The 20,467-nt window shown below is 49.9% G+C and carries 20 protein-coding genes; 16 read left to right on the forward strand and 4 right to left on the reverse strand.

Going from position 1 to position 20,467, the window contains the following annotated elements; translation table 11 throughout:
• Nucleotides 1-20 precede the first annotated feature (20 nt).
• The 3 genes from ppk1 to VHE34_RS17230 are packed head-to-tail and all read left to right on the forward strand — an operon-like array spanning nt 21 to nt 3,636.
• A complete protein-coding gene (gene ppk1 / locus VHE34_RS17220; RefSeq protein ID WP_325590090.1) occupies nt 21-2,105 on the forward strand; it encodes a polyphosphate kinase 1 in 2,085 nt (694 codons plus the stop codon).
• 23 nt (nt 2,106-2,128) lie between these two features.
• Entirely contained in the window at nt 2,129-2,887 is a 759-nt protein-coding gene (locus VHE34_RS17225; RefSeq protein WP_325590091.1) for a hypothetical protein, read from the forward strand.
• Nucleotides 2,884-3,636: a lipocalin family protein gene (locus VHE34_RS17230; protein WP_325590092.1), complete on the forward strand. Its 753-nt coding sequence runs from the start codon at nt 2,884-2,886 to the stop codon at nt 3,634-3,636. The genes VHE34_RS17225 and VHE34_RS17230 overlap by 4 nt, the downstream gene beginning before the upstream one ends.
• Here the strand turns inward: VHE34_RS17230 and VHE34_RS17235 are convergent.
• Nucleotides 3,628-4,860 (reverse strand): glycoside hydrolase family 5 protein, encoded by a 1,233-nt coding sequence (locus tag VHE34_RS17235; protein ID WP_325590093.1) that lies wholly within the window; start codon nt 4,858-4,860, stop codon nt 3,628-3,630. The two genes, VHE34_RS17230 and VHE34_RS17235, sit on opposite strands and share 9 nt — an antisense overlap.
• 29 nt (nt 4,861-4,889) lie before the next feature.
• Between VHE34_RS17235 and VHE34_RS17240 the strand changes: the two genes are divergently transcribed.
• Nucleotides 4,890-5,042 carry a hypothetical protein gene (locus VHE34_RS17240; protein ID WP_325590094.1) on the forward strand — a complete coding sequence of 51 codons (153 nt, stop codon included), beginning with the start codon at nt 4,890-4,892 and terminating at the stop codon, nt 5,040-5,042.
• Here the strand turns inward: VHE34_RS17240 and VHE34_RS17245 are convergent.
• Entirely contained in the window at nt 5,025-6,395 is a 1,371-nt protein-coding gene (locus tag VHE34_RS17245) for an IS110 family transposase (RefSeq protein WP_325590095.1), read from the reverse strand. The two genes, VHE34_RS17240 and VHE34_RS17245, sit on opposite strands and share 18 nt — an antisense overlap.
• Nucleotides 6,396-6,606: 211 nt before the next feature.
• Here VHE34_RS17245 and VHE34_RS17250 point away from each other — a divergent pair, with 211 nt between their 5' ends.
• From VHE34_RS17250 to VHE34_RS17270, 5 genes are all read left to right on the forward strand, one after another.
• Nucleotides 6,607-7,719: a T6SS effector amidase Tae4 family protein gene (locus tag VHE34_RS17250; RefSeq protein WP_325590096.1), complete on the forward strand. Its 1,113-nt coding sequence runs from the start codon at nt 6,607-6,609 to the stop codon at nt 7,717-7,719.
• Nucleotides 7,720-7,726: 7 nt separating this feature from the next.
• Nucleotides 7,727-8,440 (forward strand): hypothetical protein, encoded by a 714-nt coding sequence (locus VHE34_RS17255; RefSeq protein WP_325590097.1) that lies wholly within the window; start codon nt 7,727-7,729, stop codon nt 8,438-8,440.
• A 38-nt stretch (nt 8,441-8,478) separates the two neighbouring features.
• Nucleotides 8,479-9,444 (forward strand): hypothetical protein, encoded by a 966-nt coding sequence (locus VHE34_RS17260; RefSeq protein ID WP_325590098.1) that lies wholly within the window; start codon nt 8,479-8,481, stop codon nt 9,442-9,444.
• A 58-nt stretch (nt 9,445-9,502) separates the two neighbouring features.
• On the forward strand, nt 9,503-10,123 hold the full coding sequence (locus VHE34_RS17265) for a hypothetical protein (RefSeq protein WP_325590099.1): 621 nt from the start codon (nt 9,503-9,505) through the stop codon (nt 10,121-10,123).
• An 81-nt stretch (nt 10,124-10,204) separates the two neighbouring features.
• Nucleotides 10,205-11,062, forward strand: coding sequence for a HEPN domain-containing protein (locus tag VHE34_RS17270; protein ID WP_325590100.1), 858 nt, complete (start codon nt 10,205-10,207; stop codon nt 11,060-11,062).
• Between the two features lie 17 nt (nt 11,063-11,079).
• On the opposite strand, the gene VHE34_RS17275 is transcribed toward VHE34_RS17270, so the two are convergent.
• On the reverse strand, nt 11,080-11,436 hold the full coding sequence (locus VHE34_RS17275) for a helix-turn-helix transcriptional regulator (RefSeq protein WP_325590101.1): 357 nt from the start codon (nt 11,434-11,436) through the stop codon (nt 11,080-11,082).
• A 155-nt stretch (nt 11,437-11,591) separates the two neighbouring features.
• Here VHE34_RS17275 and VHE34_RS17280 point away from each other — a divergent pair, with 155 nt between their 5' ends.
• The 7 genes from VHE34_RS17280 to VHE34_RS17310 all read left to right on the forward strand — a co-directional run bounded on the left by VHE34_RS17280 (nt 11,592) and on the right by VHE34_RS17310 (nt 19,639).
• Nucleotides 11,592-14,249, forward strand: coding sequence for a CHC2 zinc finger domain-containing protein (locus VHE34_RS17280; RefSeq protein ID WP_325590102.1), 2,658 nt, complete (start codon nt 11,592-11,594; stop codon nt 14,247-14,249).
• Between the two features lie 115 nt (nt 14,250-14,364).
• Entirely contained in the window at nt 14,365-15,273 is a 909-nt protein-coding gene (locus tag VHE34_RS17285) for a tyrosine-type recombinase/integrase (protein ID WP_325590103.1), read from the forward strand.
• The gene (locus VHE34_RS17290) at nt 15,270-16,127 is read left to right on the forward strand and encodes a tyrosine-type recombinase/integrase (protein WP_325590104.1); all 858 of its coding nucleotides are present in this window, start codon (nt 15,270-15,272) and stop codon (nt 16,125-16,127) included. The genes VHE34_RS17285 and VHE34_RS17290 overlap by 4 nt, the downstream gene beginning before the upstream one ends.
• A gap of 695 nt (nt 16,128-16,822) precedes the next feature.
• Nucleotides 16,823-17,017 carry a hypothetical protein gene (locus VHE34_RS17295; RefSeq protein ID WP_325590105.1) on the forward strand — a complete coding sequence of 65 codons (195 nt, stop codon included), beginning with the start codon at nt 16,823-16,825 and terminating at the stop codon, nt 17,015-17,017.
• A gap of 596 nt (nt 17,018-17,613) precedes the next feature.
• Nucleotides 17,614-18,600 (forward strand): RHS repeat-associated core domain-containing protein, encoded by a 987-nt coding sequence (locus tag VHE34_RS17300; RefSeq protein ID WP_325590106.1) that lies wholly within the window; start codon nt 17,614-17,616, stop codon nt 18,598-18,600.
• Between the two features lies 1 nt (nt 18,601).
• On the forward strand, nt 18,602-19,075 hold the full coding sequence (locus tag VHE34_RS17305; protein WP_325590107.1) for a tetratricopeptide repeat protein: 474 nt from the start codon (nt 18,602-18,604) through the stop codon (nt 19,073-19,075).
• Nucleotides 19,076-19,126: 51 nt separating this feature from the next.
• Entirely contained in the window at nt 19,127-19,639 is a 513-nt protein-coding gene (locus VHE34_RS17310) for a hypothetical protein (protein WP_325590108.1), read from the forward strand.
• 176 nt (nt 19,640-19,815) lie between these two features.
• On the opposite strand, the gene VHE34_RS17315 is transcribed toward VHE34_RS17310, so the two are convergent.
• Nucleotides 19,816-20,463, reverse strand: a complete 648-nt coding sequence (locus VHE34_RS17315) for a YdcF family protein (protein ID WP_325590109.1) — start codon at nt 20,461-20,463, stop codon at nt 19,816-19,818.
• Between the last annotated feature and the right edge of the window lie 4 nt (nt 20,464-20,467).

Below are 20,467 nucleotides of genomic sequence, written 5' to 3' on the forward strand. Positions count from 1 at the left end.
AAAAAAAGCTATTTTGCAGCATGCCGCACTCCTCCTATTTTGACCGCGATCTCAGTTGGCTGACCTTCAACTACCGTGTGCTGGAAGAAGCCGCAAGAGAAGAGACCCCGCTGCTGGAGAGACTATTCTTCCTCTCCGTCTACTGTTCCAACCTGGACGAGTTCTATCGGGTCCGGATCCCGGCCGTGGCGGCCCTGCAAAAGATAAAGGCCACGCGGGAAGACTATATTTCCGCGGCCGGCGTGCAACTCTTAACAAAAATTTCATCCAGGATCAATTCGCAGCTGGAGAATTTTGGTCGCCTGCTCACCGGCCAGGTCCTGCCGGCCTTGCGGCAGAAAGGCATTCATTTCAACTATCGTCAGCCGATCCCCGCGTCGGCGATGGCGGCGGCCACCGGCTATTTCCTTACGCAGGTACTCGCCTTCCTGCAACCTGTTTATCTGTCGGCTGGCGGCGCCGGTTTCTTCCCGGAGAACGACCATCTTTATTTTCTCATCATCCTCGACCAGGACAGCCCGGGAGAAGAACTGGTCATTCTCAACATCCCATCGGATAGCCTGCCCCGCTTTTTCTCCACCTCCGAAGGGACCACGCATCATATCCTGTTCCTCGACGATATCATCCGGGAGAATCTCACCTATGTTTTTCCGGCGTCGGTCATCAGCAGTGTCATCAGTTTCAAGATCTCCCGCGATGCCGAACTCGACCTCGAGGACGAATACCAGGGCGATATCGCCGAAAAGATCGAGAAGCGGCTGACCAAACGCGATGCCGGCCTCGCCACGCGGCTGCTGTACGAGCCCGGCGCCCCGATTCGCATTCTCGAATCGCTTATAAAACAACTCAACCTCGAAGGCGCGACCACCATGGAAGGCGGCCGGTATCACAACCTGCGCGACCTGGCGGGCTTTCCCGTGAAAGACCCTACCCTTTCCTATCGGCCCTGGCCGGCAACGGGAAGGAACTTCGACCACCGGCCCAGCCTGCTCCAGGCGATCATGGAGAAGGATATCCTGCTGCATGTCCCATACGAAGCGTATGACCCCGTCCTGCGCTTCTTCAACGAGGCCGCCATCCATCCGCAGGTCGAAGGCATCTTCGTCACCCTGTACCGGGTGGCAAGGGATTCCCGTATCGTGCACGCTCTCATCAGCGCGAGCCGCAATGGCAAGAATGTGACCGTTTTTGTGGAATTGAAAGCCCGCTTCGACGAGGCTAACAACCTCCGATGGGCAAAGAAGATGAAGGAAGCCGGGGTAAAGATCATTTACAGCATCCCCGGTCTGAAGGTCCATGCCAAGATCGGGCTGGCGAAGAAAAGGGTCGACGGCCGGGTCCACTATTGCGGACTGCTGGCCACCGGGAACCTGAATGAAAATACGGCCCGCTTCTACACCGATCATATCCTGCTCACCGGCAACCACGAACTGATGCGGGAGCTCGAATTGCTGTTCATTTTCCTAAGCAAACGCAAGGACCCGCGAAAAGCCGAAAAGATCGCCTTCCAATACCTGCTGGTCGCCCAATTCAATCTGCAGGATCGGTTCCTGGCGCTGATAGACCGCGAAATAGGCCATGCCCGGGAAGGCCGGTCGGCCTCGATGATCATCAAGATGAACAACCTCGAAGAGCGGGTCCTCATCGACAAGCTTTACGAAGCGTCACAGGCGGGCGTGCGCATCCAACTGCTCATCCGGGGCATCTGCTGCTGCGTGCCCGGCGTCAGCGGGCAAAGCGAGAACATCACCATCCACCGGATCATCGACCGCTACCTCGAACATGGCCGGGTCTTTATATTCCACAACGGCGGGCAGGAAGACATCTTCCTCGGTTCCTCGGATTGGATGAACCGCAATATCTACCGGCGGATCGAGGTCTGTTTTCCCGTCTACGAACCAAGGTTAAAAGCAGAGATACGCGAATTGCTCCGCCTGCAATTGGCCGATACCGTTGCCGCCTCGCCCATCACCGCGGAAGGGGAAAACACGATAGCCGACCCTGCTCCGGCCGCGAGACCCATCGGCAATGACGCAATTCGTAGCCAGGAAGCCATCTACCAATACCTGGCAGAGTTGCGAAACGATCCCCCTACCCGGAATTGATCCGATGTTGTATATTGTAGCGCATGAAAATTCCCTTCTACCGTTGGCTGCCGCTTATCCTCCTGCTCGACCTCCTTTCAGGATGCGGCAACTCCCTGAACCATTGCTGGTTTTATTCCTATGCCAGCGGTTCGGGCACCGATACCACGGCCGGCCTGACGCCCGCCAGCTTCATCGAACTTCGCCCCGACGGCAGCTATACGCTCGATTTTGGGAAATATGAATATGGCGCATGGACGCGGAAAGCCGACCGGCTGTACCTCACCGACCAGCAGCATAAGACCTATGTCTATACGATGAACATGGCCACTCCCAAAGAGATGCAGCTTACCGTCGCCAAAGACCGGATCGGCCACTTCGAAGGCCGGCCGCTGCCCTCCGACAAACTGGCGGAAGACCCCTTTGCCGCCGAAAACAACCGCTGGAGAATCCCCGCGACCCATAAAGAATCCGATGCAGAAATAAAACAAAGACTCTACAACCACTGCCGGTTCTGGGAATTCTATTTCGCCTGGGCGCTGAATAAGAAGATTGACTACCTCGACGTCCGAAGTACGCCAACCGCCATCAAGATCTATGGCAATGGCTTCGGCCTGAAACCCTTCGCTGAATTGCCCGCGCGTTGGCGATCCCTGTTCTTTGATGAGGCGGACTGCCGCAAGGCCAACGAGATGATCCAGGATATCTTCCGCAATAAGACCATCGCCTGGCCCAACACCGACAGTAAGTATAAGATGTTCATCGGCGCCTTTCAGCAATTGGAACAATATTGTAAGCCATGAGAGTATCCCTCGCCATTGCCCTCCTCTTTACCCTCGGTTTCTTCGCCTGTGCCCCCCACAAACCCGGCGCGGGCATCTATTTCTATACTTCTTTTCTCGAGGGAGACCCAAATACCGATACCACGCTGAATTTCGTCAGCTTCCTGCAATTGCGTCCTGACGGATCGTACGCGCAGGATTTCGGTCATTACGACTATGGCAGCTGGTCGCTGAAAGAAGACCGGCTCTATCTCACTAACCAACGACGGCGAACCTATGTCTACCGGGTAATTTCGCTGACAGCAACGAAACTGGTCCTTCGGTTGGATAGTGGCAGAACCGGCAGCTTCCGCGTACACCAGCTTCCTTCCGCCAAACCGGAGAAAGATCCCTTTTCCCTTTATAACAATCAATGGCGGATCCCGGCTACACACAAGGAAAGCGATGCGGAGATCCGTAGCAGGCTGTACAATCACTGCCAGTTTTGGGAGGCCTTCTATAAATGGGTGGATGATAAGAACGAAGGGTTGACGGACATCAGCGAATTCCCATCCCCGCTAAAGATCTATGGAAATGGCTTCGGCCTCCGGCATTATGACAAACTTTCCCCCGCCTGGAAGGCCTGTTTCTTCGATGAGGAGGACTGCCGTAAGGCCGACACCCTGATCAAACACACCTTTCGCCGGAATACGATCAAATGGCCCGAAGCTAAAGACGATTACGAAAAAATGATTGGGGGATTCCAGCAACTGCAGCAGTTCCTACGGTAAGAACAGGGCATCGATAACATCTTTATGGTAGATGTTGTTCTCCAGCCGGATGTTGCGAAGCAATCCCTGCAGCGCCTTTTCGGCTTCTTCACGGCTTGGCCGTGGTCCCTTCCCGTTGAGGTAGTCTACTACCCGTTGATATTCGGGTGTCATCGGGACCTCCAATGGGTTGTTGGCGCCGATCTTCTTCAAAGGCCACCAGGACCAGCCAATATCATGACTCTCCACCAGGTGGATACATTCCCGGTACCAGGTGTTGTTGTTTTCTCCCGACTCACCAAGCCACAGAGGGATATTATATTTCTCACGCAGCCCGAGCGGGCCCTTTATCGCTTCTTCGGTGTTCGGGTTCCAGTATTTATGGAAGCTCAGGACCATATTGTCGTCCCAGGGAGGCAGCACCCCGTTGTAATTGTTCCCCCAACCGTTCCCTTCGATGATAATGATATGTTTCTTGTCCATCGACCGAATGGCCGCGGTGATATCCATCATCAGTTGGCGAAGCGGGGCGTTCTTCGTTTCCTTCAGGCCATTCCGGTCCTTCGGGTCTTCGAAGCCCCAGTTCGGTTCGTTGATGATATCATAACCGCCGATATAGGGTTCGTTGGCATAGCGTTCGGCAAGGCGCCGCCAGAGCGCGATCGTTTTCTGTTTGTTGGCTTCGCTCTCCCAGAGGGATGGCTTGGTCGAGTCGCGGTCCGAGATATTGTAGTCATGACCCTGGCCGCCGGGAGCGGCATGAAGATCGAGGATGAGGTACATTTTATTGGCCTTGCACCAGCTAAGGAGGCTGTCGGTGAGCGCAAAACCCTTTTCGAGCCAGGTATTCTTGCCCTTCACCGGCTCTTCTTCCACCGAGAGGGTGTACAGGCGATAGTGCATCGGCAGCCTTACTGAGTTGAAGCCCCAGGACGCCATCGAATCGATATCGATCTTCCGGGTGTGATTGGCGAGCCAGCCCTCATAAAAGGCCGCCGTCTTCTCCTTGCCGATCAGGTCCTCAAATGCCTTCTTAATGCGGTATTGCGGCCCCACCGGACCCAGCTGGAGCATATAGCTTTCCTGCAGCATCCATCCGCCGAGCCCCATGCCGCGAAGGATCACCTTCTCCCCTCTTTCGTTGACGATCAGCCGGCCATTTGACCGTAAAAAGCCCTGCGCCTTACCATTCGTTACAAAAAGCAGGAGCAGTAAACCAAAAGCAAGCCGTTTGATCCGATTCATTACCGGAAAATAAGTCATTTTTTCTACTTTTGCCCTATACCTCCCCTTCGGCCGACGGCAACTACAAAACAGATCCTTATGGCGAGCAGTCGGCTTTTAATACCAGCCAATATACCGGTGAACAGTTTTTCTATGGCCAGGTGAATTTTCTGTACAACCAGCAGCTAAGTGGATGGATATGAAGTTTTTTGAAACAGTTCTGCCATCTCAATATCGGAGAGATTTAGCCTGAACAGCCTCAATTTAATATTTTTTACCTGGGCATGTTTTCGTTTTTCGATTAAGAGTTCTGTACTCGGCTTAAAGAAAGATTGGGTCTTAGTTATCATGTTCCAGATGATAACAGCTAACTTTCTTGCCGTTGCGGTGACGGCGGCATGCCGCCCCTTTCGATAAGCGATGCGTTTGAAAAATGGGGTTAGGGGGTGTTCCTTTTGGTTCCCTATGCTGTTGGCAGCCTGGCGGAGGGCTAATGCTATGGCGTTTTTTCCTTTAGGAGTCCTGCTGCTTATCAGTCGCCCGCCACTCAACTTGTTATTGGGAACCAGGCGAAGCCAACTGGCGAATCGTTTGGCTGAAGAAAACCGTTTAATGTCATTTCCCATATTGCATAGCAGGCAAAGAACTGTGGAGTGACTGACACCGGGTATTTGAAAAAGATCAGTTTTTAGATGGGCGAAGGCCAGTTGCCGGACGTTAAAAGAAGGAGAATTTCTATTAACCTGCTTGTGATTTAATTTGTCAGGAGATTTATTCTCCAAAGCCGAAAGGTCTGCTCCTGGAACAAAATCCAATAGCAGGGATTGAATTTGTTGATCACAGACGAGAATCTCCTTTTTGTAGGCATCATAGAATTTGAGGCAAGATCGCAATTCGAATAATAAGTCTTCCCGCCAATTTCCATGAAGTGCCGCGGCGATTTCCTGTTGGGATTTTTTTACGCGGAAATGAGCGAGAGATGCTAAATAATCGGGGTCTCTGTGACCAGCAAGGATCGCCTCGACTATTGCCCGGCCGGATTTTCCGGTAATATCCCGGATAGCTACATCTAGTCGGATATTCATCAGACGTAGGGCCTTTTGCATTTTATTAATGTACATGGCCGTCTGCTCCTGCAAGTGCTCCCGATGAGCATAGTGGGTACGTAGTGTTTGGAGATAGTCGCTCAGAAGGAAACTCGAGCTCAAAAGCCCTAGAGTATGTAACTTTTGAATCCACATACAGTCAAGGATGTCTGTTTTCTTGCCTTTCACGTTTTTTGTTTGACTGCCTTGCACCAATACGACCTCGAAGCCTGCCTTTTGCAATGCATGGAAGAGCGTTTGCCAGTAGCTACCAGTACTTTCCATGGCTACCGTTGAGATTTGGTGGAATTTTAAATGGTCAATGAGCCGTTGGTGATCTCTTGTGTATACCCCGAATTCTCTCACGTTTACAGGGATTTGATCTACTGCAACCCAATGGGTCTTTGATCCAATGTCGATACCGGCAGCATGCGGATTGACGACTTTCATGGAAAGTTCCGATTCTTTCATTTTTTAAAATTTGGAGATGGAAAAAACTTCAGGGAATGTATATTTGTTATAAAAACTTTTCTGTACGGGATTCCTGTTTCGACACAGGGTCACCATTAAAATCAACAAATACCCTGACTTGGAGCAGGGCATAATACATTCCAACCGGGTTCTTTGAAGGACTACAAGTGCCATTCACTTTTAAGGTTTCTTCTGAAGCATCCCGAAGATAATGGATACAGGTTGTCAGCCCAAAATCAATGGGGCTGCGGCCATAGTTAGGTTCTTTGATAATCTGAGTGTTACGCATTATAACGGGGCGATGCTTGAGGAAAATCATTATTATCCGTTTGGACTTACCATGGCGGGGATTTCAGATAAGGCTATGAAGACCCAATATGTGCAGGATAAATTCAGGTATAATGGCAAGGAGCTGCAAAATAAAGAGTTCTCCGACGGAACAGGACTTGAAGAGTATGACTTTGCGGCGAGGTTTCTGGATCCACAATTGGGAGTGTGGCACGGAATTGATCCGTTGGCAGATAACTCGAGAAGATGGAGTCCGTATAGTTATGCTTTTGCCAATTCAATCCGCTTCATTGATCCCGACGGAATGGAGGGAGAAGATAACAACAATGAAAATAATGATGAGGGAGGAAGTTGCAAGCTCAATGTGCTTTACTATGATTTCTCAACTAATGCAAATGGACTGGTAACGGCGACGTCGGTTAGCGATCCCTCGGACGACCAGAATAACAGCAGTGACAATGATAGAGGTAATGATCAAGGGTTAGATCCTCAAAAGCCGTCTAACTCCGACCAACATCCCAAACAAACTAAGCCATCATTTTCTACGCTTCAGAAAAATTATCCACTACCATATAGTCACAGACCGGATAGAACTACTTCCCCAGGATTTGCGTCCGCTAGTGACGACGACGAACGCAGCTTTATGTATTACAATCAATGTGCAATAAGGATGAGTATAACTTTAAAAAAGTCTGGTGTTGATATTTCAGGGACAAAGAATTTGACAAATCCAGGAGGGGCGACATTTACCAAAGATGGCAATGTTATGGGCGCAACGAATTTGGCTGGCTTTTTAAAAGGCTACCTCGGTACCCCTGTTGTTTATGATGGTACAAAACAAGAAATCGGAAAGTTACTCGATGGGAAGACTGGTATAGTATTTTTCCAGGCGTTTCTTGAAGGTGAACCAGGCGGCCCCCAAACTCGTTCAGATCAGAATGTTCATATTGACCTATGGAACAAGAATGATATAAATGCTCCTTACCTTCCCCAAATGGTAGACTCAAAAAAAATTTATTTTTGGGAAATCAAATAAATTATCAATGAAGCAGCTACTGACAATCTTATTTTTTTTATGCTTTGACAAACTTCAAGCACAAGCTATAAAAATTAGTGGAACTTGGGTCAATACGGAAATATATAACGCTGTACGGCAGGATTTGCCAAGTGTTGAATTAGATTCGATTGTTCCGAGATGCATTTACATTGACTTAAATAATAAAATGACAATCGAATTTCGGTTTGAACAAAAGTCAAAAACTTCGAGAGTCAACAAAATCTCGAAAAAAGGAGATAGCGCTTATTTTAGTTCAATGGAACGTAGATTTGCGATCGGCCACGACAGTACAATGCTACTATTTAATAGCCGTCACAATATAACATTTAAGAAAGTGAGCAGCAGAGCGGTGATTGGGAGTGGAATTCAAGTATTGCTCAGAAACCATTTTTGGGGTACATCTAGAAAATGGAAAGTCATAAACTTTAAAAACGGAAAATCGCCTGACACAACGACAGCCTATATTGATAAATGGAAAATTCAAAGTGAATCGAGTAAGGGAATTTCTAGACATTACGAATTTGCCGATATTAAACGATACAAGGTAAATGGCCAGATGTTGTTTGGTGTTGATTTGTTTGATGTCGACAACAAGAATATGTCAGAATCAGGAGAAGTATTTGGGATCCGAAAATCTGGATCAGTTGTTTACCTCTATAAGGGAGACAAGCTCAGCTATACACTTGTTCCGATTGACTAGCCCTCGAGGAGAACCATTATTACCCCGGCGGACTCACCATGGCGGGGATCAGCGACAAAGCATTGAAATCAAACTATGCTGAAAACAAATACCGTTATAACCATGGCTCAGAGCTTCAAAATAAAGAGTTCAGTGATGGTAGCGGCTTGGAGATGTATGAGACCCGTTTTAGGATGCTTGACGTAGAGTTGGGTGGCAGATGGTGGCAGATTGATCCTAGGCCAGATGTGTCTGAAAGTCCATATTCTGCAATGGGTAATAATCCGGTTTTACGTAATGATCCATTCGGTGATACTCTATTAACTAAAGCAGATCAGAGGATGGCTGCGCGTATAACGAAGGGGATTAATTCACAGAATGCAAGTTTAAATAAGCAAGCATCAAAGATAAATGGTCAAATTGCAAAAGCACAGGCGAAAGGCAATACTGATAAGGTTAATTCCTTGCAAGGAAAATTGAACGATGTGAATGCGAGTATAAATACGAATAATACTACTCTTTCTCACCTCAATGCAATAGCAAACGACCAAACACAGGCGTATACATTTAATCAGTTGCCAGCAAACTCAACAGAGGGTGGCACAGTGGAAAAGACAATGAGTGTAAATGGAAGTAATCAAAGTGTGATTGTCATGAATGTTTTAAGTGATGCCAATGCTGTTCATGAACTGACGCACGCGTATCAGGGAGGCATTGAACACATGTTTTCTTTTAACTTGGATAATGCCAACAATCCTGTAACGTTTCGTGGAGCAAGTATTTTTGCAGCACAGATGGTGAACGCCAATTCAGAAATTGGGGCATACCAGGCGCAATATGCGTTTAGTCCTGGCAGTATGCCTTCCTCAACGATGGGTGGGACACCTAGCTCCATGAGCAGTATTAATGCGTTTTATGTTGGAGGATTAACTGGAACAAATGCCCAGGGCGGGAGTGTTCCAATTTACCCGAATGTTCAGAATATGGTAGGTACAATTTTTAGCTTACTTGGATTAGGATTTTAATCATATGAAAAGAGCGATTATACTATCGGTGATATCAACACAATTATTTGTGTCCTGTATGACTTATAAACAGTTGAGTGGAAACTATGTTTATAACAACAGTATCGAGCTTAGATTCACAGAAAATCCAAACAGGTTTGAATATTATACGAGAGGCGAAATGGGCCTGTTGCAATATTCGACGGGAGAATGGAAGCGGAACAAAAACAAGGTATATTTAACTGGTTTTACCGATAAAGACGTAAACATGTTAAATGTCGAGAGTGCTGTCGCCAAGAGTATAAACAGCAATGACACACAAGTGCAAATATTTTACAGTAGAGATAAGGCCGCCCCTTATATTAAGTCTGTTGTCATAATTAATGACAATGCAATTTATAAAATAGCAAAGGATACGATTCTTGCACCTGAGTATAAAGTCGAGACTATACAGGCCAAATCTTATCTTTCTTACGAGGGGTTGCTATCATCACCTCCCAAGGTAGATACGTTGTATTCTCGAAAAATAAGAATTGATGACGCTCAGGGGAAGACTATAATGTTGAAATTTAGTGTCAACTCAAAAGATTTTGTTCGAACAACGCTTGCCGATACGATAGAGGTAAAGAATAATCGCACTTTGTTGTACAATAAGATTAAATTGAAAAAAATTGCAATGGTGCAAGAAGCTGCGAAGTAACTAAAAGACCACTGAAAGCAATCCGTTTTATTTTGGGAGTTAAAACTTCCCTAGCTTTACGGCAACGCAAACAGTTAGACCGTGAACACAACGCTAGAGCATTTACCGGAGCACAAGCAAAAGCAGTTGAGAGAGATCACCGGGATCATCGTGAAGGCGGTGGATCCTGAGAAGGTGATCCTGTTCGGGAGCTATGCGACAGGCCGGTGGGTGGAGCACCGGTATACGGAAGGCGGCATCGTTTACGAATATATCAGCGACTACGATATCCTGGTCATCACCAAATCAGGAGAGAGCCGCAAGGACTACGAGGTGCAAGACCTGATCGAGAACCGGTGCGTGTACAAGACGCCGGTCACGGTGATTACCCACGACATTGATTTTATCAACAAGATGCTTAGTGAGGGCCAGTATTTTTTTACCGACATTGAGAAAGAGGGCATCCTGCTATATGATGCCGGCAACACGCCGCTGGCGGAGCGCAAGCCGTTAAGTACTTCGGAGGCAAAAGCTATTGCGCAGCAATACTTTGAGCAGTGGTATGGCGGGGCAAAGGAATTTTACATCGATGCACAGAACGCATACCAGCGGAGTAGTAATAAAAATGCTGCTTTTTATCTTCACCAGGCGACCGAGCGCATCTATAATGCGATCATCCTGGTACATACGGGGTATAAACCCAAGACGCACAACCTGGATAAGCTGAAACGTTACTCCAAACGCTTCTCCCAGGAGCTGGACGCCGTCTTCTCGGACAATACGCCCGAGGAAAAACACTTGTTCGATCTGCTGAAACGCGGCTACATCGATACCCGTTACAAAGATCATTATGAGATCACCGCAGAGGAATTAGCCATCCTGATCGAGCGGGTAGGCAAGCTGCAAACTATAGCCGAGCGGCTATGCCTGGAAAAGATCGATTCCTTTGATAGGGCATAAAGAAGGTAGGATAGTTTTTAGGAGGCATAAGCCTGCTTAGCCCTGTAGTCCCTGATATAAGCGGAAATTACCTTGAGCAAAATACCTTGTTCTTCTTCTGGCAATACATCGATCTCTTTAAAGCGTTGCAACAGCTCTGAGTTCTTCAGCGAGGCTTTAGCCTTCTCGCTTTTATCTCCGCTGATCAAATAATCAACAGAAGTTCCGAGCACATCGGCCAGTTTATTGAGAATATCAGCAGGCGGCTGTACATTTTTACTCTCATAGCGTATGAACTGTGATTTAGACACACCGATCTTGCCGGCCAGGTCAACCTGTGTCATTCCCCCCTGCTTCCTTAAAAGCTGTATTCTATCTGCCAGGGTCTCTTTCATTTTTGACTATTTTTCCCTGCAAAAATACCTTATATAGCACTATTTATGCAGATTTTGGTGCCATAATGTGGATAATTGCCGACTTTCTGATTTGGCAGGAGTGTCATTTAGGAATACTTTTGTTTCTAAAACGACAACTTCTCAATTTTATCCACATGGAGCTAAACCAGATCAAAGCACTGCTATCGATGCCGACGGTCTTAGGGCATTATGGCCTGAAACCGGACAAGCACGACCGGTTGCTGTGTCCCTTCCACCCGGACAAAACGCCGAGCTTGCAAATCTATCCGAAGACCAATACCTTTTGCTGCTTCAGTAGCAACTGCAACGCCGGCACCGGCGATGTGATCCAGTTCATCCAGCTGATGGAGAAGTGTAACAAGCATGAAGCCCTGGTGAAAGCGACCTCCCTGGTCGGGGCTACTTCGCATCCTTCTCCTGCTGCACCTGCGCCGGCGGCGAGATTGTTTACCGAGGCGGACGAGCTGGAAAAGGCGGCGCTGATGGGCAAGGTGTTCAACTATTTTAAGAAGGCGCTGCCGCTGACGAAGAAGGCTGTCGATTATCTGCAAGGCCGCAGCATCGACTACACGGTAGCCGAGATCGGCTACAACAGCGGCGGGCTGCATGGCGAGAGCAAGAACCATCACCTGGTGGCCACCATGGAAAAGTACGGGCTGCTGAAACCCTTAGCTGTCCGGGGTCACAGCGTATGGGCGCGGGACTGCGTGATCTTCCCGCTGCGCAATGCCGAACACAAGATCGTCAGCCTGTATGGCCGGAGTATTACCAATGACAGCGACCAGCGGCATTTTTATCTGGCTGGTAGAGAGGGCCTGTATCCGGGTTATCCGACCGCCGCGACGACGCGGCTGATCCTGGTGGAGAGCATCATCGATGCCGCATCGCTGCTGCAACAGCCACGGGTCAAAGAAGGCTATGCCGTGCTGGCGCTCTATGGCACCAACGGACTGACCGACGAGCACAGCCAGGCGATCATCGGACTGAAGCACCTGGATGAAATTATCTTTATGCTCAACGGCGATGATGCCGGCAGAGCGGCTACCGGTAAGCATTATGCTACCTTGCGCATGCTGCTGCCGGCGGTGAAGTTCACGGCGGTAGCGGTTCCAGATGGCGAGGACGTGAACAGTCTCTTACAGACGCACGATGATCCTGGTGTACTGGCCGACCTGGTAGAGCGCCGCGCAGCATTTTCTTTTTCACCCGCCCCAGCCATGCCGGTATCTGCTGAAACCCCGGCTACGCCAACCTCTTCGGCGATAGACACCAAGCTGATCACCACCAACCCCGAGCTGCTGATCTATGACAACTGTGAGCTGCGGATCACGGTGCTGGGTGGCATCAAGATCACGGGCCTGGACAGGATGCGGGTGACCTTGAAAGTAGAACACAAGACGGCGCGGGCCTTGCCGCTGCGTCATAACCTGGACTTGTACAACCATCCGCATACCGAGCAGCTGGTGGGCAAGATCGCGGAGAACTTCGATACCAGCACCCAGGCCACGATGCAGACCATTGCGGCACTGACGAGCGCCCTGGAAAGCTACCGGGCGCAGCGCATCGAGCACCTGCAAGCAAAGCCTGCCGCAAAAGCGGAGCTGACGCCGGTGGAAATAGCCGCAGCTATAAAGGAATGGAAGACGCCGAACCTACTGGAACGCATTAATCACCTGATCGGCGAGAGCGGGATCGTAGGGGAACCGGTAAACCGGCTGATCGCTTTTATCGTGTACACGAGCCGCAAGCTCCAAAATCCTTTGCACCTGATGTTCCTGGGCAGCAGTGGTAGTGGCAAGACCTACTTGCAGGAGAAGGTATCGGAGCTGATCCCGAAGGAAGACAAGATCGAAATAACACAAATCACCGAAAATGCCTTCTACTACTTCCGGCAGGATGAACTACGCAACAAGCTGCTGCTCATCGAAGACCTGGACGGCGCGGAATCTTCGATGTATCCCCTGCGGGAGCTACAAAGCAAGCGGCGGATCAGCAAGACCGTTACCCTGAAGGATACCAAAGGCAACCTGAAGACGATCACCCTCACGGTGGAAGGCCCCGTCAGCGTGAGCGGTTGCACGACGAGAGAGAAGATATACGAGGATAACGCCAACCGTTGTCTGCTGGTCTACATCGATGCCAGTAAGGAGCAAGACAAACGGATCATGGACTACCAGGCCCGTACAGCAGGCGGGGAAGTTGACCAAGATCGGGAGCAGGCCATCAAGAACAGCTTGCAGAACATGCAGCGGGTGTTAAAGCCGGTGGCGGTGGTCAATCCCTATGCGAAATACATCCAGCTGCCGGAACAGGTGTTCAAGCCGCGGCGGACGATGGGGCTGCTGCTGAGCTTTATCGAAGGGGTGACGCTGCTGCACCAATATCAGCGGGAAGTGAAGCGGGACAATCATCACCAGTCCTATATCGAGACCACGGTGGAAGATATCGAAGCAGCGTTTAGCCTCTTGAAAGATGTCCTGTTCAGCAAAAGCGACGAGTTGACGAAAGCGACGCGCGGGTTTTTAGAATTGCTCAAAGTCATTCTGCGGGAACAGGGCAAGCCGAGCTTCACCGCGCGGGAGATCCGCGAACAGCTGCGGATTAATCCCAGCAACCTGAAGCGCTACCTGGTGGAGCTGGAACGCTACGGCTACATCAAAGGCAGCGGCAACCGCTATCGGGGCAACTATGAGTATATCATCTCCAACGTGCAAGAATACGAGCAGCTGAAATCGAGCATCGACCGGCACCTGCAAGCCATCCTCGTCTCCATCCGAAATAAAGGCCAGTAGTTCAGTAGTTCACCAGTGGTTCAGTAATGGCAGTGAACCACTCTAATCCTTATCCCACCTACACTTTAGGGCAGTGGTTCAGTAGTTCAGTGAAAAGATAATAATAGCATTTTTTATGGACACGATTTACGGGCTTCACAGCGCGGAGTACCAGCTATTGCAAAAAGGCTTCGGGGAATGGCTACAAACCTTGGGATACGCCCCGGTTACTGTCACTTCACTGCCCCGATTGCTACAGGAGTTCCTGCATTACCAGGAGCAGGGTGGCAAGCCCAGCCTGGTAGCCTTACAGGCAGCGGATGCCAGCGCGTTCATCGAGATGATCAAATTAAAGATAGGCCCCCGGAGTGGCAGGGGATACAGTGCTGGTCATATCAACAAATACATCCAGGCCTTAAAGCTCTTCAATCAATACATCCGGGAAACCGGCCGCACGGGGATCGGCTTTACCCTGGCCCTGCTGGATGATCGCCGAAACAAACCCGACTGGCTTACTTCCCGCGAAGTGCAGCGCATGTACGAAGCGATCAGCGACGATGTGCTGGGGATCAGAGACCGGGCTATGCTGGCCGTGTACTATGGCTGTGGGCTGCGACTGAGCGAAGGGGCGGCATTAACCCTGCCGGATATTATCGAAGATAGAAGGCTTGTATACGTCCGGCAGGGCAAGGGATACAAAGAACGCTATGTGCCGATGGCGGGCCGTAATTACCAGGAGATACAGCTTTATATCGCCGAAGGCCGGCCGCAGCTGGTGCAAGGGCCTACCGACCGGCTGTTCATCGGTGCGGGTACCGGTAAGCCACTGGACAGGCAAAGCCTGTACATCCGGGTCAAACGGCTGGTGAGTGTGGCGGGGCTAACGAAACGGATCAGCACCCATACCCTGCGGCACAGCATTGCGACGCACCTGCTGCAAAACGGGATGAAGCTGGAACGGATCGCGGAGTTCTTAGGACATAGCTGCGTGGACTCGACCCAGCTCTACACCCATTTAGTTAACGAGAAAATCAATCATCCATGACGTTCAAAGATTACCTGGAACAAAAACGGTTCACCCCCGCTACCGTAAACAGCTATACGATCTATATCCGAACTTTTACGGACTGGCTGGCGGCTGAGCAACTGGACGGGGGTACCTTCACTTATAATGAACTGCTGGACTTTATCCAGTACTTGCAGGGCGTGGGCAAGAGTAAGAAGGCGATACAATACGTGCTCAGCGTTGTCCGGCATTACTGCAACTACCTCGTCGTTGAAAAGCAGCGAAGCGATAACCCTGCTGCCGGCGTGTTCATGAAGGGTATCATGCGCAAGCTGCCGGGAAACCTGCTGAGCTGGGGCGACATGGAGGAACTGTACCGGCAGTACAGCATACAGCTGAACGTTCCCCTGGTGAGCAAGGTTATCTTGGGACTGCTGATCTACCAGGGCCTGGCAGCGGAAGAGATCACCCGGTTGGAGGCCGTGCATGTTCACCTGCGGGAAGGCAGGGTCTTTGTCCGGGCGATGAAGCGGACGGGGCAGCGATGGCTACCTTTATCTGCCCTGCAGCTGATCGAGCTGGGCGAGTACATGCAGGAGAACCGGCTAAAGACGGGGCCTTTGCTGGTCACCGGTAGGAAGCAACGGATCAGCCCGACCAATATCAATAACCGGATGCAGGGGATGATGAAGCAGCTCCGTCGGCTTAATCCACGGGTCATTAATGCGACACAGTTCCGTAGTAGCGTGATCGCCCACTGGCTGAAGGCAAACAATCTGCGCCAGGTGCAATACATGGCCGGGCATAAATACGTCAGCTCTACGCAACGTTACCAGCTCACGACCCTGGACGATCTGAAAACTGACTTGCAGCAACATCATCCCATGAGCTAACCCCACCGCACAAGACCCATGCTTCAGCAGGAAGATCAGTGGGCAGTCCCGGCAGTCCACGCTTCAAAAACGCATGCCAGGCGGGCGGTGCCGCGCCCGGCATGGTTTTGCGCGGCCCGCCAGGCTGCCCTCCGCTGCTTCCTCTGCGGGCACGCCCGCAGCGCAGCTCCACATCAATGTCCGCCACCTGCCCGTGACCGGCCGCTTCCTCTTATGATGATGCCTCCGCGCCGCTCCGGCAAAACAACCAGGGCCGAACCGCGGGTAGGAGCCCGGAGGCCTCGTGCCTCGGCCTTCCCCCGGGCTCCACGGCCGGTCACATGGCGGAGGTGGCGGCGACCATCTTCCCATCGGCGAGATCGTAACGGGAGAATAAGCAGCCGTCGGCGATCGACAGTAGAATAAAGCCGGGCACGAGTAACGCCGTTGGCTACCCCGCCGCCCGCCATAAAAGCCCGGACATTGTCCTTTGCTGTAAAGCCGCTACGGGGCTTTTATAGCGGCCGTCGGAGTCGTGCACCCTTCCCTCATCCTCCGCAGAGTTAAGTTCCACAACGAGCGCCTATCCCTTCCAGCAATGATCCCTTCTTTCTTTTGCCGGCGGCAGCCTGCCGGTTTTTAAAATGAAAAAAGGGACCCCCTCAAGCCGGGGGGAAGGGGGATCCCTTTTTTCATTCATTTTAAAAAATACCATCATGGCAGTCTACATCGTCAAAGAAGAAAAGAAGTTGGTCATCATCAACGTGCAGGCGCACCTGGAGGAGTCCTTCCAGGTGGATTATGCCGGCAGAATACTGGTAGAGGCCAATACCATCACGGAAGCGCTGCTGAAGTTCCAGGACTTACCGGATGCGGTCAGGCACCCTGACCAGGACGAATCCTCCCAATAGGGGGGATTTTTCTTTTTGCGGAGCAGGGACGACAGCCCGCTGACCGGAGGTATCAAACGCCGATCCTGCCGCCCGGTTTTGTTCCCACCGCTGCCGTGCGTTTATACCTACGGGCGGCGCCGGCAACGGCGTTCCTTCAGCTGGACATTGTTCCGTAACTGATCGCCGGCGGCAGCATGCTATCTGCCTTCTTTTTCTCGGAGTTAAGTCCCACACCGCGCTCAGGTCTCCCGAGGAAAGCTCCCCGATACAAACGTCTTCGCTGCCCGGCGGCAGCTTTGCTGCTTTACATAACGTGGTTATGAGACACGTCCCGGAGGGCGTGTGCGAAGCGAACTCATAACATCACGTTATGTAAAAGCCGGGCAAGACAGGTGATAAAAAGGCTGTCGGAAGGGATCAATCCGGCGGTCGAAGGTTTGAATCCCGCCCGGATCATCGCCTCCGGACGTGGATTTTTTTCTTTCAATTGAAAAAAGAAAATCTACTATCTTGGTGGGTATAAGCAGTTCTTTGAATGTACACCAACCCGACTGCCACAGAAAGGGGCGTCGGTTTAAAAAGGGGATGGTAGGTATTATCCGGGCGGACTTACCATGGCGGGGATATCGGATAAGGCGATTAAGACGCAATATGCGCAGAATAGGTATCGGTACAACGGGAAAGAACTGCAGAATCAGGAGTTCAGCGACGGGAGTGGGTTGGAGGAATATGATTATGGTGCGAGAATGATGGATCCGCAGTTGGGAGTTTGGCACTCTATAGATCCCCTGTCTGACAAAAATAGAAGATGGAGCCCTTTTGCATATGCATATAGCAACCCGCTCAGATATGTTGATCCGGACGGAATGGAAACAGCTGGTGCTACAGGTGCTGATGATGACCCCGACGAAAACATTAGGTTAAAAGTGACCTATAACCGAGACACGAAGAAGTATTCGGTAGAGCGGGTGAGCGAGGAAGAATACAGCAATGCCACCAATAACGGCCAACAAAATATGGTTCAAATGACCAGTTATAGAATAGGAGGGGATGACGATGGGAAGAAGCCCAAAGGCAAAGGTGGAGAATCCAATATTATGCCTGCACCACAAAGGGATAACATAAAGCTGCCTGAATCAATTAATCGAGTTAAGGAATTTATGGAGAAAACGAAATTAGGCGAAGTGTCTGAAACAGGCGGTACTCTGACTGAATGGGCGGGAAAAGCGACAAGCATAGGAGGCCTTGACAAAGCGACTGAAATATTCGAGAAGCTAAATAAGGGATTTACAATAATTAGTGCGCTCGATAATTTCTTGCATGGGAAATACGCAGATGGTACACTTAATGTTCTTAGCTTGTCGGGTCGGTTAAGCCCTTATGTGTTTACTTACGAGACACTCACAGGTGTAATGAACTCCAGATTTACGTTAAATCAGGCAGCCTTTGACGCCGATCAGACTTCTGTGAATTATTTAAAAATGGCACATAACGCATATGTGAATGGAGATAATCAATCGGCTAATGAATACTGGCACGAGGCGGGCAGATATGCTCAAATTAGGGATCGAATTATGTCTCAAATGAATAAGAAAGAATAGCATGAAGTTCAAAAATTATTTTTTGGGGCTGGCGATTTGCATTTCTTGCTGCACTTCCCCAAGTGAAAAGAGAAACGACAAAAAAGCAAATGACAGTGAAGACACTAATGTGTCAATGATTTCCACGATGGCGAATACTTTTTATGAACACGATGATTATTCGAATGCCATAAAATATTTCGACAAACTAATCGATCGAGATTCCACGAACGGACAGTATTATTTCAGAAGAGGATACTCGTATGCTAGGCTGATTAAGAAAAAAGATGCCATTGAAGATTATAAGAGAGCTATTAAATACCATTTCAAAGTAGCATCCGCGAACTATAATATCGGATTAAATTACTCATACGATAATGATTCTTTGGCTTTGTATTTTTTTAAGAAATGCATTGAGGCCGATTCTAGCTTTGTGGACGCTTATTCAGCAATTCAAGACTGCGAAAAAAGAATCAAATTGGGTGAAACCAGGTGAGCCTGTACTGCCTTTAACAATACACCCCCTGACAATACGCCGTTGCATCCAATGGAACAACTTAAAGACGATTTTCTTTCAAATCTACGCAGACCAAGGATTGTTATTGCAGACGATTATATTCTTATATCCGATCCTCCTTTCGGATGGAAAATATTTTTGGCTTTTTTCTGCCTGCTTATGGCGCTGATTGTCCTTGAATCCGATAAAGACTCCGGCATGGTGGGATTTGTCCTATGTTTGTCAATGGCGGTTGGATTCATATACGACTCGCTGTCTCTCAAAAGAACGAATATTGATTTGAAGACAAAAGTGATTTACAGAAAAAGCCTCAATCCCCTTGAGAACTTATTGGGAAAGCTGTTGAAGCATCCATCGAAAATTCCATTTTCAGCGATCGAAAGGATATTTGCAGATTATACTGAAGCGTTTGGAGGGGCGACGCAACGATACTTTTTGTATATTCGGACAGACGACCCGTACAATCTTAAGATTGGAACATTCAATAAACTCGTAGACGCCGAGCGCGTTGCTTCATATTTGGCTCGCAGGTTAAAAGCATAACCTATAAGCTCTTTTCAACGATGTACTGAAGAGGAACAAAAGCTGCTCGGCCCCCTGAAAGCTCCCCCTAGTTTGTCGCGACCGACACCGAAAATTCTTTTGGATAGCAGTTGCAGTCGGTCGGCTCTTGACTACTGAAAGAAAGTCATCGGAACAAACGATATTCAGGAGGCCGCCTACTTCGCCAAATGCTTGTCAAACCCCCACTCCACGAGCCTTTCATACGCCGCCCAAACGGCATCGGGAATATCCTGCGGTATCTGAAACCCCTTTGCCGGATAGATGCGTATCCGCTGCAGATCGCCGACCATCAGGTTGATCACCTGCTCCAGCGGAACATCCTCATTCGCATATTCGTCAAAAGAAAGTTGCGGAGAAGTCACCAGCAGATCCTTCTCCGGCCAGTGCTTCTTGAAGGTCGCATAGCTGCGCCGCTCCATATAGGGCTTCTGCACTAATAAGAACGATTGGGGATGCAATCCCTTATCGGCAAGGAGCCGTTGGGTGAAGAGAATGTTCTCGCCGGTGTTGGTGGATTGATTCTCGATAAAGATGGCCTCCGAAGGCACACCCCGGTCGAGGGCGATACGCGCCATCAATTCGGCCTCAGGTTCAGTAAACATCCTACGCGTAACACCGCCAAGGCCCCCGGAGAAGATGATGAACGGCGCCAGCCCCTGCTGGTACAGCTCCGCGCCGCGATCGGCAACCCGGAGATCGACGCTGCCCAGCACCAAGATGCAGTCGCTGACCGCCGGAGTATGATGCATATGATGATAGTCCCACAGTTTCCTGGCTTCTGCAAGTACTTTTTCGGTTATCATAGTT

It is taken from the genome of Puia sp. (genome assembly GCF_035546395.1).
Taxonomy (GTDB): Bacteria; Bacteroidota; Bacteroidia; order Chitinophagales; family Chitinophagaceae; genus Puia.